Origin of the sequence: Paractinoplanes lichenicola (assembly GCF_016785085.1) — a bacterium.
In the GTDB taxonomy this organism is placed as follows: domain Bacteria; phylum Actinomycetota; class Actinomycetes; order Mycobacteriales; family Micromonosporaceae; genus Actinoplanes; species Actinoplanes lichenicola.
In genome coordinates, this window is the sequence record NZ_JAENHO010000030.1 from 16,214 (window position 1) to 28,598 (window position 12,385).

The 12,385-nt window shown below is 70.2% G+C and carries 11 protein-coding genes and 1 pseudogene; 6 read left to right on the top strand and 6 right to left on the bottom strand.

Going from position 1 to position 12,385, the window contains the following annotated elements; translation table 11 throughout:
* Window position 1: 1 nt before the first annotated feature.
* Genes JKJ07_RS49265 through JKJ07_RS49275 form a run of 3 tightly spaced genes read left to right on the top strand, consistent with a single transcriptional unit; the run spans window position 2 to window position 3,899 of the window.
* Entirely contained in the window at window positions 2–832 is an 831-nt protein-coding gene (locus JKJ07_RS49265; RefSeq protein WP_203078834.1) for a carbohydrate ABC transporter permease, read from the top strand.
* Between the two features lie 9 nt (window positions 833–841).
* Complete coding sequence (locus JKJ07_RS49270; RefSeq protein ID WP_203078835.1) at window positions 842–1,984, top strand: glycoside hydrolase family 130 protein; 1,143 nt, start codon at window positions 842–844, stop codon at window positions 1,982–1,984.
* Window positions 1,911–3,899: a hypothetical protein gene (locus JKJ07_RS49275; RefSeq protein WP_203078836.1), complete on the top strand. Its 1,989-nt coding sequence runs from the start codon at window positions 1,911–1,913 to the stop codon at window positions 3,897–3,899. Before JKJ07_RS49270 ends, JKJ07_RS49275 begins: the two co-directional genes overlap by 74 nt.
* 434 nt (window positions 3,900–4,333) lie before the next feature.
* Here the strand turns inward: JKJ07_RS49275 and JKJ07_RS49280 are convergent, their stop codons facing one another.
* The 3 genes and pseudogenes from JKJ07_RS49280 to JKJ07_RS49290 all read right to left on the bottom strand — a co-directional run bounded on the left by JKJ07_RS49280 (window position 4,334) and on the right by JKJ07_RS49290 (window position 5,874).
* Window positions 4,334–4,681, bottom strand: coding sequence for a hypothetical protein (locus JKJ07_RS49280; protein ID WP_203078837.1), 348 nt, complete (start codon window positions 4,679–4,681; stop codon window positions 4,334–4,336).
* 165 nt (window positions 4,682–4,846) lie between these two features.
* Window positions 4,847–5,059 (bottom strand): annotated as a pseudogene (locus tag JKJ07_RS49285) (helix-turn-helix domain-containing protein); the annotation flags it as partial.
* A 131-nt stretch (window positions 5,060–5,190) separates the two neighbouring features.
* Window positions 5,191–5,874 (bottom strand): hypothetical protein, encoded by a 684-nt coding sequence (locus JKJ07_RS49290; RefSeq protein ID WP_203078839.1) that lies wholly within the window; start codon window positions 5,872–5,874, stop codon window positions 5,191–5,193.
* A gap of 308 nt (window positions 5,875–6,182) precedes the next feature.
* Between JKJ07_RS49290 and JKJ07_RS49295 the strand changes: the two genes are divergently transcribed.
* The 3 genes from JKJ07_RS49295 to JKJ07_RS49305 are packed head-to-tail and all read left to right on the top strand — an operon-like array spanning window position 6,183 to window position 10,310.
* Window positions 6,183–7,511 carry a glycosyltransferase gene (locus JKJ07_RS49295; protein ID WP_203078840.1) on the top strand — a complete coding sequence of 443 codons (1,329 nt, stop codon included), beginning with the start codon at window positions 6,183–6,185 and terminating at the stop codon, window positions 7,509–7,511.
* A 13-nt stretch (window positions 7,512–7,524) separates the two neighbouring features.
* On the top strand, window positions 7,525–8,682 hold the full coding sequence (gene wecB, locus JKJ07_RS49300; protein ID WP_203078841.1) for a non-hydrolyzing UDP-N-acetylglucosamine 2-epimerase: 1,158 nt from the start codon (window positions 7,525–7,527) through the stop codon (window positions 8,680–8,682).
* Window positions 8,682–10,310 (top strand): DUF2334 domain-containing protein, encoded by a 1,629-nt coding sequence (locus JKJ07_RS49305; RefSeq protein ID WP_203078842.1) that lies wholly within the window; start codon window positions 8,682–8,684, stop codon window positions 10,308–10,310. The genes wecB and JKJ07_RS49305 overlap by 1 nt, the downstream gene beginning before the upstream one ends.
* A 129-nt stretch (window positions 10,311–10,439) precedes the next feature.
* Here JKJ07_RS49305 and JKJ07_RS49310 read toward each other — a convergent pair whose 3' ends face one another.
* From JKJ07_RS49310 to JKJ07_RS49320, 3 genes are read right to left on the bottom strand one after another with little or no spacing between them, the layout of a single operon-like run.
* Entirely contained in the window at window positions 10,440–10,964 is a 525-nt protein-coding gene (locus tag JKJ07_RS49310; RefSeq protein WP_203078843.1) for an O-acetyl-ADP-ribose deacetylase, read from the bottom strand.
* Window positions 10,939–11,262 (bottom strand): hypothetical protein, encoded by a 324-nt coding sequence (locus JKJ07_RS49315; protein ID WP_203078844.1) that lies wholly within the window; start codon window positions 11,260–11,262, stop codon window positions 10,939–10,941. Before JKJ07_RS49315 ends, JKJ07_RS49310 begins: the two co-directional genes overlap by 26 nt.
* 20 nt (window positions 11,263–11,282) lie before the next feature.
* A complete protein-coding gene (locus JKJ07_RS49320) occupies window positions 11,283–12,200 on the bottom strand; it encodes a CHAT domain-containing protein (protein ID WP_203078845.1) in 918 nt (305 codons plus the stop codon).
* Between the last annotated feature and the right edge of the window lie 185 nt (window positions 12,201–12,385).

Here is a 12,385-nt window from a genome sequence, read left to right on the forward strand (position 1 = left end):
CATGGCCCGCTGGCCCACCGCTGTGCGTTACGTCGTCCTCTTCCTGGGCGCGCTGATCTTCCTGTTCCCGTTCTACTACATGCTGATCGGCTCGCTGCAGTCCGAGCCGGACACCTCGATCGGCGGCGCGTTCCCCACGTCGGGGCTGACGTTCGGCAACTACACCGACATCAACTCGCGCGTCGACCTGGTCGGCTCGCTGATCAACTCCGGGGTGTTCACCGGCGGCGTGCTGCTGTGCACGGTCGTGTTCGGGGTGCTGGCCGGCTACGCCCTGGCGCGCCTGCAGTTCCGGGGCCGGGGCACGCTCTTCGCCCTGGTGCTGCTGGTCCAGGTGATCCCGTTCCAGCTGCTGCTGGTGCCGCTCTACGTGCTCATCGTGCGTGGCTATGGGCTGGCCGACTCGTACCTGGGAATGATCTTGCCCTTCGCCATCAACACGACCGCGGTGTTCGTCTTCCGGCAGTTCTTCCTGCAACTGCCGGACGACCTGTTCGCCGCGGCCCGGCTCGACGGCGCGGGCGAACTGCGGATCCTGCGCTCGGTGGCGCTCCCGCTGGTGCGGCCGGCGCTGCTGACCGCGGTGCTGCTCACCTTCATCGGCCCGTGGAACGAGTTCCTGTGGCCGTTCCTGATCACCAAGGAGGCCGACATGCAGCCGCTCGCGGTCTCCCTGGCCAACTACATCAGCAACGTCTCGTCCCGGGCGGCCAACCCGTTCGGCGCGATCCTGGCCGGCGCGTGCGTGCTGGCCGCCCCCGCGGTGGCGCTGTTCATCGCCTTCCAGAGGCAGTTCACCTCAACCGACATCGGCTCCGGCGTGAAAGGCTGAATCGCTGACATGGTTCCCTACACCCTGACCCGGCTCGGCGTCGTCATGGCCCCCGAGCCCGGCAATCCCCTCGAGGCGGAAGGAGTCCTCAACCCCGCGAGCGGCCGCACCCCCGACGGACGGCTGTTCCTGCTGCCCCGGCTCGTCGCCGAGGGCAACGTCTCGCGGGTCGGACTGGCCGAGGTTGTCATTCAGGACGGCGTGCCCGTCGGCGTGCAACGGCAAGGCGTGGTGCTCGCGCCCGACATGGGCTGGGAGCGCGGCCTGTCCAACTCCGGCGTCGAGGACCCCCGTACGACGTGGGTGCCGGACCTCGGGCTGCACCTCATGACGTACGTGGCCTTCGGTCCGCTCGGCCCCAAGCTGGCGCTCGCCGTCTCGTCCGACCTGCACACGTGGGAGCGGCTCGGGCCGGTGCAGTTCCAATACCAGGCCGACCTCGACACCGACCTCAACCTGTTCCCCAACAAGGACGCGGTGTTCTTCCCTGAGCCGGTGCCGGGGCCCGACGGTCCCTCGTTCGCGATGCTGCACCGCCCGATGTGGGACCTGGGCTGGCTGCGGCCGGGCGAGGGCGTGCACCTGCCGGCGGGCATCACCGACGAGCGGGCGGGGATCTGGATCTCGTACGTGCCGGTGGCCGAGGTGCTCGACGACGTGCGGGCGCTGACCCGGCCGCGGCACCACCGCTGCGTGGCGATGTCGGAGTTCGCGTACGAGGAACTCAAGATCGGGGGCGGGCCTCCCCCGCTGCGGGTGCCCGAGGGCTGGCTGCTGATCCACCACGGCGTCACCGGATACGTGCCGTCGGGCTGGGATCCGACCGGGCAGGACGTCACGTACGCGGCCGGGGCGATGCTGCTCGACCCGGCCGACCCCGGACGCGTCCTCGACCGTACGCCGGAACCGATCTTCATCCCCGAGACCGAGGACGAGTTGTCGGGCGTGGTGCCCAAGGTCGTCTTCCCCACCGCCATCGAGGAGATCGACGGCGTCCACTACGTCTTCTACGGCATGGCCGACAGCAAGATCGGCGTTGCCCGCCTGGATCGAGTCAGTCTTACGGAGGAGAATCGCGATGAAGCGCAGATCCGTCCTGTTGGGCAGCGGGTTAGCCCTGACGGCGCCACTTCTGACGTCCACGCAGGCTAGTGCTGCCGCTCGCCTGACCAACACCGCTCACCTCGACTTCCTGTGCGACACCGTCACGCCGCCGGCGCAGGCGGGGCATTCGACTGCCGCCGGGCCGGTCGGGGTGCTGTGGACCTACGCCGAGCCCAACCCGGACGGCACGTTCCGGCGGATCGGGGGCGGGCCTTACGACGCGGCCACCGACACGTACGGACAGGGTGCGTTCAACTCGGACGACATCGCGCGGGCCGCGGTCGTCTATGTGCGGCACTTCAAGCAGACGGGGTCGTCCTCGAGTCGCGCACGGGCTTACGCGTTGTTGCGTGGTCTCGCTTACTTTCAGACGCTTTCGGGCCCGTCCGCGGGGAACTTCATTCTGTGGATGCAGCCGGACGGGACGTTCAATCCGAGCCCGGAGCCGGTGGAGTTGCCGGATCCCTCCGACAGTGGGCCCTCGTACTGGCTGGCTCGGGCCATCTGGGTGCTCGGTGAGGCGTACGCCGCTTTCCGGTCGTCCGATCCTGCCTTCGCGGGCTTCCTGCGGCAGCGGCTCGAACTGGCGCTCGGCGCGCTCGGCCCTGTGCTGGCTCGCTATCGGACATATCAGGTTATCGATGGGCAGCGGTTGCCCGCGTGGCTGATCGTCGACGGGGCCGATGCCACCGCCGAGGCCGTGCTCGGACTGTCCGCGTACGTCTCCGCGGGTGGCGCCTCGGCTGCGGCCCGTCGCGCGCTCCGGCAGTTCTCGGAGGGCATCGCTTCCCTGGCCGGTGGCGGCCCGCGCTCGTGGCCGTTCGGTGCCGTGCTGCCCTGGGCGTTGTCCCTGTCGGACTGGCACGCCTGGGCCTCGCAGATGCCGGCCGCGCTGGCCCGTGCCGGGGAAGTGCTCGACGATGCTCGTTTGGTGCGTCCCGCGATCGCCGACGCCGCCGTGTTCACGCCGTGGCTGCTCACGTCGGGCGGCCCCGACAACGGCCGGCTGCCCGCGCGCATCGACCGCAACCAGATCGCGTACGGGGTGGACTCGCGCCTGCAATCGTTGCTCGCCGTGGCCTCCGCCTCGGGCCGCGCGGGCTTCCGACGGCTGGCCGGCATCGTCGCCTCCTGGTATTTCGGGGCCAACGCCGCGGGCGCCCCCGCCTACGACCCCGCCACCGGCCGCACGGTGGACGGCATCGCCGCCGACGGCACGATCAACCGCAACGCCGGCGCCGAATCCACCATCCACGGCCTGCTCAGCATGCTGGCCCTGGACGCCCACCCCGACGTGGCCACCCAGGCCCGCCAGGGCACGGCAATCGTCGAACGTGTCGGCTCCACCACCGTCGAGGCCGAATCGGCGGCGCTGGCCGGCGGGGCCACGGTCGTCACCCCGGCGTCGGCCTGGACGGGCGAGTCGCAATACAGCGAGGGCAAATACGCCCAACTCCCGGCCGGCGCCACCGCCCGCTTCACCCTGCCCTCGTCGTCGCAGCCCCAACTGGTGATGCCGATCGTCGACCTGCAGCCTGGCAGCAACGCCACCACCCGGTGGACGTCGGGCGGCCGCGAACTCGGCACCATCAAGCACCGCGGCGGCGCCCAGGGCAAATCCCCCGCCCCCGGCGCCCTGCTCCCCATCACCCTGAATACGGAATTGCCAGCCGGCCGCACCGACCTGATCGCAACGTCCTCCGGCGGGTCGGCCGTCGTGGACGCCGTGCTGCTGGAACCGCTGATCTCGCGCTACGTGATCGGCAGTTCCGGGCGGGCGACGGCTTTGCTGCGCAGCGCCGCCCGCTCCCCGGAAACGGTGACCGTGACAGTCGCCGGTACGGGTTCGGCCACGATCGAGACGTACGACGCCACCGGCGTCCAACGCTCCCGGTCAACCGCGTCCGGCTCGGCCGTACGGGCTCTGGTCCTGCCCGGCGGTTTCACCATCATCCGCCGGTAGCCGGCGTGGGTGGTCGTCGCCCTCCGCGGCGGCCACCTCCGCACAGCTTTTGTTCGGCCCCAAGCACCCCTCGGCGCCCACGCGCAATCTGCACAACCGACGTTCGTGCGCAGGCACACCGCGGTCGCTGAACGCTCAGTCTGCGCTCGACCTCAAGCACAGAAACGGCCGCCAAACGCGCAATAAGCGCAACCCACACTCGACCGCGCACAGACCGCGGCCACTCAACGCTCAGTCTGCGCGGGCCAAGTTCGACCACAAGCACATCACGGCCGACGAACGCGCAATCTGCGAAACCCATGCTCGACTACAAACACACCACGATCGACGAACGCGCAAACTGCGCAACCCACGCTCGACCGCGAGCGCTCCTCGGCTATCAAACGCGCAGCTTGCGTAGCACAACGGCCGCGGTCGGCCCGTCCGAGCACGGGTCATGAGATCTGCGCGGCCGCGAACGCGGCGGCGAGCAGCAGGCCCATCGCACCGTAGAGCCAGGGCCACCACAGTCCAGCGCGCCGGAATCCACGCACGGCCGTGATCTCGCAGCCGGCCCCGAACGCCGTCAACGTGCCGGCCACGCCCCACCAGATCGGCTGCTCGGGCCGCCAGCAGGCGCCGGGCGCCACATCGCACGAAACGTCGCCGGGGCCGAACAGGACGGGCAGCCAATAGAGCAGCATGAAGAGATCCCCGGCGAGCAGCACGACACAGACCACCGCCACCGGAACCGCGACGACGGCCCGGAGCGCCAACTCCCTGCCTGCGACGGCGTTCTCCACATCGACATACTGCACTACCGACTCACGCCGCAGCCCGATTCGCACATCCGCTCAGCCGGGCCCACGCCGCCGCACAGGTCGTCCGTGCGCTCAGCCGGGCCCTCGCCACCGCACAGGTCGCCGGTGCACTCAGCCGGGACCACGCCACGGCACAGACCGCACTGCTCAACCGGGCGCACGCCGCGAACAACAACGCGCAATCAAACCCCGGTCGAGCGTGAGCAGACCGTGGCGGTGCTCGGTCGGGCTTACGCCCCTGACGCGTTTGAAGGCGGCGCTGAAGGCGAACGCGTCGGCGTAACCGACCTGGCGGGCCACGGCGGCGACTGTGGTGCCGGTGTCGTCGGTGAGCAGGTCGGCGCCCAGGGCCATGCGCCAAGGACGCGCGAGTCAGGGCTGACCCGTTGACAGAAGAAAGGACGCGCGAGCCGGGGCTGTCCTGGTGACGGAAGGTGAAGAAAGGACGCGCGAGCCGGGGCTGTCCTAGTGACGGAAGGTGGCGACGAGGCTCATCGACCGGAGAATCGGGCTCGTAGGGCGGCGACCGCGTCCGTGCGGGAAAGCTCTCCCCGCTCGGCGACAAGGCTCCGGAGGAAGCGGATCGCCGCGCCGACCTGGGGACCGGCGGGGATGTCGAGGATCCGCATCACCTCGGCGCCGTCGAGGGGTGCCTCGATGGTGGCCAGTCGGGCGTCGGCCGCCCTTCGTGCCGCGGCTTCTCGTTCCTGCTGCTGGGCCGCGTGCCAGTCGTCGTAGGTGCGGTAGTGCTGGGCCTCGGCGGCGCGTTCGGCCCATCCCTCGTGGTCGCGTTCGGCGCCGAGGCCGACCTCGGCGAACAGGTCGTGGTGGTCCGGGCGGGCGTCGCGTGGCTCGAGAACGACGCCGAGCTGGGCCAGCACGGCGTTGATCGGCCAGTCCGGTCGCCGGGCGGTGGGGAACTCCGTGGTGCGTGACGGCCCCCAGGCCCGCTGCCCGCCGCGCCACAACGATGCGGTCTGGTAGCCGTCGCCGCCGAAGAAGTCGGCCTCCACCTGGCCGATCGCCCCGGAACGGGACCAGTCGCCCAGCGCGTGCTCGAGACCCCGGCGCAGCGGAAGGAGGCCCATGCGTTGCCGCAACGGGGCGACCGAAGAGCCGGCGACGTCCCTGAGGAGGTCGTACGGGCCGATGGCGGCGTTCAGCTGATAGGACACCGGCGCGACGCTATCAATACAGGCAGTGACGATGCGCGACCACCCCGACGGATGCACCCCGCGTACGTAAACAACACGGAGCGTGAAATCGAGGGCGCCGCCGCAGCTGCGACCGAAGAGCGGAATATGCCCGGTTTCGGCCGCAACGCGACCGCCTGAGATGTCTGAGTTCCGCCGTTTGGCCGAAATGCCACGACGGTCCGGTCAGCGCCCTTGTTTCACGCTCCGTTACTTCATATTGTCCTGATGTGCCCGAAACGCGGCCTACGCCGTGACGGTCGACATCACAGACAGTATGGAGGTGGGCAATGAGCGGGTGGCTGATCCTCGTGGCCGGCTACGCGGTCATGCTGTCCTGGCCGATCTCGACCGTGGCCCTCGTGACCATCGGCGTCCGCTACGTGGCCTCGCGCCGGCAGGATCTCGTCGCCAAGTCGCTGCAGCACGGCGACGGCACCCCGGAGCACTTCTGGATCATCGTGCCGGCGCTGAACGAAGAGGTCGTCGTCGGCAACACGGTCAAGGCCGCGCTCGGCCTGAGCGGGCCGGGCAACACGCTGGCCCGGGTTCTGGTCGTCGACGACGGCTCGGACGACCGCACCCCCGAGGTGCTGGCCGCCATCGACCACCCCCGCCTGCACGTCATGCGGCGCGAGCTGCCCAACGCCCGCAAGGGCAAGGGCGAGGCCCTCAACGCCGCGTACCGCTACATCGCCGAGCAGACAAGAAGCGCCGGCGTCAGCCCCGACAAGGTCGTCCTCGGCATCATCGACGGCGACGGCCAGGGCAGCCGCAACATCCTGCTCGAGGTCTCGCGCATGCTGCGCGACACGGCCATCGGCGCGGTGCAGGTGCAGGTGCGCATCCGCAACCGCAACAAGCTGCTCGGCGCCGTGCAGGATCTGGAGTTCGGCTCGATCGTCAACGCCTGCCAGAGCCTGCGCGACATGCTCGACACCGTCGGTCTCGGCGGCAACGGCCAGTTCACCCGCCTGTCGGCGCTACTCGCGCTGGGTGACGCGCCCTGGTCGGCCTGCCTGGTCGAGGATCTCGAGCTGGGCCTGCGCATGCACCTGACCGGCGTCGGCATCCGCTACACCTCGCGGGCCGCGGTCACCCAGCAGGCCGTGGTCGACGTCCGCCGGCTCACCCGCCAGCGCACCCGCTGGGCCCAGGGCAACCTGCAGTGCGCCCGCTACCTGCGGCAGCTGGTCACCTCGAAGCGGATCGGCTGGACCTCGCTGGCCGAGGTGCTGCACTACCTGCTCTCGCCGTGGGCCAACGCGCTGGTCACGGTCGCCCTGGCCGCCACCGTCGCCGCCGCGGTCACCGGCCTGTCGATCGGCCACCCGATCCCGTACCTGCCGAACTGGTCCGAGCTCGGCCTGGGCGGCGGCGTCTGGCTGGTCGTCACCTGGTTCCCCGGTTTCGTCTGGGCCCTGCTGCACCGCTTCCGGCTCCGCGACGAGACCCTCCCCCGTCTGCTCGTGGCCGCCCTCGCCTACCCCGCGTTCCTGCTCCTGGGCCTGGTCGCCACCTATCGCGCCATCGCCCGCCAGGCCACCGGCCGCCAGTCATGGGCCAAGACCGAACGCCTGGCCGAGGGAGAAATCCCCGCACTCGCTCTCGCTGCCTGAAAAAGGACCCCCCATGAAGAACGAAGTCCACCTGATCGGCGGCACCCGCCCCGAGGCCGTCAAGCTCGCCCCCGTCGCGATCGCCATGCGCGAGCAGGGCCTGCTCGAGCCGGTGCTGCTGGCCAGCGGTCAGCACCCGACGATGGTCACCCAGGCCCTGGCCGCCTTCGACCTCACCGCCGACATCACGCTGACCGTCGAGCGGGTCACCGGCAGCCAGGCCGAGCTCTTCACCGAGATGGTCCGCCAGCTCGACGCGCTGTGGGAGGTCCGCACCCCGGCCGCCGTCATCGTGCAGGGCGACACCACGACGAGCCTGGCCGGCGCGCTCGCCGCGTTCTGGCGCCGGATCCCCGTCGTACACCTGGAAGCGGGTCTTCGCTCGGGCGATCTGGACTCGCCGTTCCCCGAGGAGGCCAACCGCAAGCTGGTCGCCCAGATCGCGTCCCTGCACCTGGCGCCGACCCCGCTCGCCGCGATGAACCTGCTCGACGAGAACGTGTCCGGTGAGGACGTCTTCGTCACCGGCAACACCGTGGTCGACGCGACGCTCGCCGTGGCCGGACGCAAGATGCCGTACGAGAACCAGGCCGTTGCCGCCGCCCGCGCGAACAGCACCAACCGCCTCGTGCTCGTCACCGCGCACCGCCGCGAGTCGTGGGGCAAGCCGCTCGACCGCATCCTGGACGCCGTCCGCGAGCTGGTCGTCAAGTACCCCGACATCGACGTGATCCTGCCCAGCCACCCCAACCCCGCCGTCCGCGCGCAGGTCGAGGCGGGCCTGGCCGGGCTCGAGCGCGTGACCGTGACCGACCCGGTCGCCTACCCCGACCTGTCCCGCCTGCTCTCCGAGGCGTACCTGGTGCTGACCGACTCGGGTGGCATCCAGGAGGAGGCGCCGTCTTTCAAGGTGCCCGCCCTCGTGCTGCGCGACGTCACCGAGCGCGTCGAGTCGATCAACGCCGGCTGCGCCAAGCTCGTCGGCTCCGACCCGGCCCTCATCGTGGCCGAGGCCTCCGCCCTGCTCGACGACCCCGCCCGCCGCGACGCGATGACCGCCGGCGGAAACCCGTACGGGGATGGTCTCGCCGCCCACCGCACCGCACAAGCCACCGCCGGCCTGCTCGGCCTCACCAGCTCCCCCGTTGAGATGATCGGAGTGTCCCGCTGATGCGTTTCTCCAAGCCGCTTTTCTCCGCCGGAATCGCCGCAGTAGCCGTCGGCGCCTTCGCCCTCAGCTCCATGGGGGCCGAAGCCGCCACCATCAAGCCGGCCGCCGTCGTCACCGCGCTGCCCGCCGCCAAGTCCGGCAAGGCCGCGCCCGGCGGGGGCACTGCCAAGACCTTGGTCCTGTACGACACCACGGGCGACTACGGCTGGATGGGTGAGGTCCACGCGACCCAGACCGCCAACCTGAGCTCGCACTTCGGCTCGTGGACGGCCGCGCCGGTCGGCTCGTACAAGACCGGTGATCTCAACGCCTACACCGCGGTCGTCTACGTCGGCTCCACCTACGACGAGCCGATCCCGGCCGCCTTCCTGACCGACGTGGCCGCCACGACCAAGCCGGTGACCTGGCTCTACGACAACATCTGGCAGCTCACCGCGGATCCCGCGTTCGCCGCCGGGCACGGCTTCACCAGCGGCGGGTTCGACTACGCGGACGTCGCCGAGGTGACCTACAAGTCGCAGAAGCTGACCCGTGACACCCGCAACAAGTCCGGCATCATGAACCTGTCGATCACCGACGCCACCAAGGTCAAAACCCTTGCTTCCGCCGTACGCCCGGACGGGTCGACCTTCCCGTGGGCGATCACGTCGGGCAACTTCACGTACGTCAGTGAGATCCCCTTCGCGTACGTGACCCACGACGACCGCTACCTCGCGTTCGCCGACCTGCTCTTCGACTCGCTCGGCGCCGACACCAAGGAGCAACACCGCGGTCTCGTACGCATCGAGGACGTCGGCCCCGACTCCGACCCGGACGAGCTCAGGGCCGTCGCCGACTACCTGTCCGCCGAGAAGGTGCCGTTCACGGTGGCCGTCTACACCCGTTACCGCGACCCCAAGGGCGTCAACAACGGCGGCAAGGCGCAGGACTACACGCTGCTGAGCAAGCCCAAGGTCGTCTCCGCGCTCAAGTACATGCAGAGCAAGGGCGGCACACTGCTGATGCACGGCTACACCCACCAGTACGGCAACCTGGCCAACCCGTACGACGGGGTCTCCGCCAACGACTTCGAGTTCTACGCCGCGCACGTCGACGAGAACGACAGCGTCATCTACGACGGACCCGTCCCCGGCGACTCGGCTGCCTGGGCCACGGGCCGCATGGTCGCCGCCGGTCTGATCTTCACCGCGGCCGGCCTGGGCACCCCGAGCATCTTCGAGTTCCCGCACTACGCCGGCAGCGCCGTCGACTACCAGGCCGTCAACTCGCTCTTCGGCAAGCGCTACGACCGTGGCCTCTACTTCCCCGGCGTCCTCACCGGGGCCAAGCCCGACTACAAGCGCCAGTTCGGCCAGTTCTTCCCGTACGCGGTCAGGGACGTCTACGGCTCGGTCGTCGTGCCCGAGAACATCGGCAACATCGAACCCGACTCGTTCAACAACCACCCGGCCCGCCTGCCCAGCGACCTGATCGCCTCGGCCCAGCGCAACCTGGTGGTCCGCGACGGCGTGGCCAGCTTCTTCTACCACCCGTACCTGGGCACCGACTACCTCAAGCAGGTCGTCACCGGCGTCAAGGCCCAGGGCTACACGTTCGTCACCGCAAACTCGATGATCGCCGGCAAGTAGTCAGCTTCCGCAGCAGCGCCGCCCGTGCATCCCGTACGGGTGGCTTTGCTCTGCCCGGATGTCGGTCGCGCTCGCCCTCGACCGTCTCCAAGGTGCGAAAACCCCGGCGATACGCCGTCGGCCAGTCACTCATAGGCTGTAGCCGGAGGCCTGCAGGACGCGCTCCGCGGCGAGGCGGGTCGGCTTGTCGAAGAGGACCAGGCGGACCGACTCCACGGTGGTCGGTTCCGCGTGCAGGCCCGCCAGCGCCTGAGCGACGGCGTCGTCCTTCGGCCACCGATAGATGCCCGATGAGATCAGCGGGTAGGCGACCGATCGAGCCCCGAGCCCGGCCGCGACTGTGAGCGAATTCGTGTAGCAGGCGCGCAGCAGCGGCGAACGGGCCTCGTCCGCGCTGAACACCGGTCCGACGGTGTGCACCACCCAGGTCGCCGGCAGCCGGCCCGCCGTCGTCGCCACCGCCTGTCCGACCGCCAAGCCCCGGCCGTAGTGCCCGGCCCGCAGCGCCCGGCACTCCTCCAGGATCGCGGGGCCGCCCTTGCGGTGAATGGCCCCGTCTACCCCGCCGCCGCCGAGCAGGGAGGAGTTGGCGGCGTTGACGATGACGTCGACGTGCTCGGCCGTGATGTCACCGGTGACCAGCTCGATCCGCACGGTTCTTCCTTTCGTCGGGCCAGACGAGTAAAGCGTGAATCCCCAGGTTGACCCAGGCCGGGCCCAGGATCAGCAGGTGCAGGACGAGGTCGCCGCCGGTGTGGCCCAGGAACAGCAGCAGCGACCACGGCAGGCCCAGGACGGCCAGCGGTATGAACGCGGGGATCAGGCCGAGACCAGAGAGCGGGTCGGTGGACGGTTCCATGTAAATGAACCAGAGTGCGACGTAGAAGAGGGTGAGCGCGAGCACGACCGCGGCGTGGGTCACGAGTTTCCACTGCGCGCGGATCACCGTCATCGGCGCACTCTAGAGCACATTCACCGGCCTAGATGCACGAAACCGGCCCAGTGGGTGAGGGTCGTGTCGTCGGCCGGGTCGCGAATCGCGCGCTGGGCCTCGCGCAGGGCCACGTGCGGGGGCATTCCGGCGCCGGCCAGGTTGTCGTGGAAAGCGACCATCAGGTGGGCCGTCTCGAGGTCGGGCACGGGCCACAGGGAACCGATCGCGGTGGTCGCGCCGGCCACGAGGAAGCCGGTCGACAGGGTGACCGCCTCGTCGTAGGCGCGGCCGGCGCGGTGCGTGGTGCAGGCCGCGAGCGAGACCAGGCCGGGTGAGCGACCGGAGGCCGCCCGCAGCAACTCCTCGGCCGAGACCTGGGTGCCCTCGGCCAGCAGCAGATATGACGAGGCCGGGCCGTCGGCGCGGATGACGCCGTGGCAGGCCAGATGCAGCACGGTCGCGGGCTCGGCACCCGACGCGGCCAGCCAGTCGAGCACGTCGCCGGGCAGCCCGGGGCCGGCCGCGACCACGGCCGGGTCGGCGGGCCGCCCGCAGAACCGTCCGGACGCATAGTGCTTGCGGAAGATGGTGCTCGCCTCGGCCCCGGCGTTGGGTAGCGCCTGGCTCGCGACACCGGTGTCGGGGTTGCCGATGACCAACCCGACATCGCCGCGGGCGGGCTCGGGCCGGCGGGCCGCCTCGACCAGGAGGCGGCCGGAGGCGATGTAGGAGAACGAGGCCTCGTCGATCGCCCACCGGCCCCCGCCGTGCGCGGCGTGCCAGGGCACCGTGGCCAGCGCGCCGTCGGGCACGAGAACGAAATGGGGCTCGCCGGGGCGCGACGACCGCCAGTGGTCGAGCAGCGGCCGGATCGCCACGGTCCAGGCGGCCCGGCAGGCTTCGGCCAGGTTCGCCCCCACGCCGGCATCCTCGGACGCCGCCCCCAAATCACGCATCGCGCCAGCAGAGGAAAACGCCGCGCCGGAGTCACACATCGTGCCAGCAGAGGAAGGTGCCGACCCCAAATCACGCACCGTGCCAGCAGAGGAAGACGCCGACCCCAAATCACGCACCGTGCCAGCAGAGGAAGACGCCGACCCCAAATCACGCACCGTGCCAGCAGAGGAAGACGCCGACCCCA

What these genes read in the sequence shown, in the direction of transcription:
- JKJ07_RS49305 (WP_203078842.1), top strand. Translation starts at nt 8,682, where the DNA reads ATGCGTTTCTCCAAGCCGCTTTTCTCCGCCGGAATCGCCGCAGTAGCC.
- JKJ07_RS49320 (WP_203078845.1), bottom strand. Translation starts at nt 12,200, where the DNA reads ATGCGTGATTTGGGGGCGGCGTCCGAGGATGCCGGCGTGGGGGCGAAC.
- JKJ07_RS49265 (WP_203078834.1), top strand. Translation starts at nt 2, where the DNA reads ATGGCCCGCTGGCCCACCGCTGTGCGTTACGTCGTCCTCTTCCTGGGC.
- wecB (WP_203078841.1), top strand. Translation starts at nt 7,525, where the DNA reads ATGAAGAACGAAGTCCACCTGATCGGCGGCACCCGCCCCGAGGCCGTC.
- JKJ07_RS49275 (WP_203078836.1), top strand. Translation starts at nt 1,911, where the DNA reads ATGAAGCGCAGATCCGTCCTGTTGGGCAGCGGGTTAGCCCTGACGGCG.
- JKJ07_RS49270 (WP_203078835.1), top strand. Translation starts at nt 842, where the DNA reads ATGGTTCCCTACACCCTGACCCGGCTCGGCGTCGTCATGGCCCCCGAG.
- JKJ07_RS49315 (WP_203078844.1), bottom strand. Translation starts at nt 11,262, where the DNA reads ATGACGGTGATCCGCGCGCAGTGGAAACTCGTGACCCACGCCGCGGTC.
- JKJ07_RS49295 (WP_203078840.1), top strand. Translation starts at nt 6,183, where the DNA reads ATGAGCGGGTGGCTGATCCTCGTGGCCGGCTACGCGGTCATGCTGTCC.